Source organism: Streptomyces sp. M2CJ-2, assembly GCF_016757295.1.
In the GTDB taxonomy this organism is placed as follows: domain Bacteria; phylum Actinomycetota; class Actinomycetes; order Streptomycetales; family Streptomycetaceae; genus Streptomyces.
In genome coordinates, this window is record NZ_JAESIF010000279.1 from 1 (window position 1) to 662 (window position 662).

Here is a 662-nt window from a genome sequence, read left to right on the forward strand (position 1 = left end):
TCGAGGTTGAGCAGGTGGGCGGCGGCGAAGAACACCGTCTCCTGCACGGCGCCTTCCGCGTCGCCCTCGATGAGCAGGTCCATCGCGCGCAGCGCCTGGTTGTTGCCGTCCAGTTCGGGCAGGCCCGGCACGGCGACGTCGTGGGTGGCCCACTCGCCCGCGGCGAGCTTGGAGCCGGGGGCAATGGCGCGGTTGGCGACCAGCGCGAACAGCACCCGTTCCACGTCGGTGCGGAACCGGCGCCCGTCCAGGGCCTGGGCGAGCGCGGTGTCGATGCCGAGCAGCTTCCACAGCTGGTCCAGCAGCCAGACCGTGCCGAGCGGGCGGGACGATTCCACCTGCAGCGGGCCGGCCTCGGCGCCGAGCGGGGCGGTGACGTCGTCGTCCTTGCCGAGGTAGCGGTTGATCGAGGCGACCAGGCGACGCAGCGCGTCCAGGTCGAGCCGGTCCTCGCGGCCCAGGTTGACCAGCACCTCGGCCTGCGTCTGCCCGTCCACCCGCCGGTTGTTGGCGAGCTGGACGTACCGCACGACGCTGCCGTCCTTGTTCCGGCGCTGAGTCTTCCGCAAGTACATGCCCGCATGATCACACAAATGACGAGGACAAGACTAGATCGTTCTAGAAATCGTGTGCCCACACTTTCGCTACCCGCCCACAGGCCG

Annotated in this window: 1 pseudogene; it reads right to left on the reverse strand. The window is 69.5% G+C overall.

Going from position 1 to position 662, the window contains the following annotated elements:
* Nucleotides 1–575 (reverse strand): annotated as a pseudogene (locus JL475_RS39295) (transposase); the annotation flags it as partial.
* Nucleotides 576–662 lie beyond the last annotated feature (87 nt).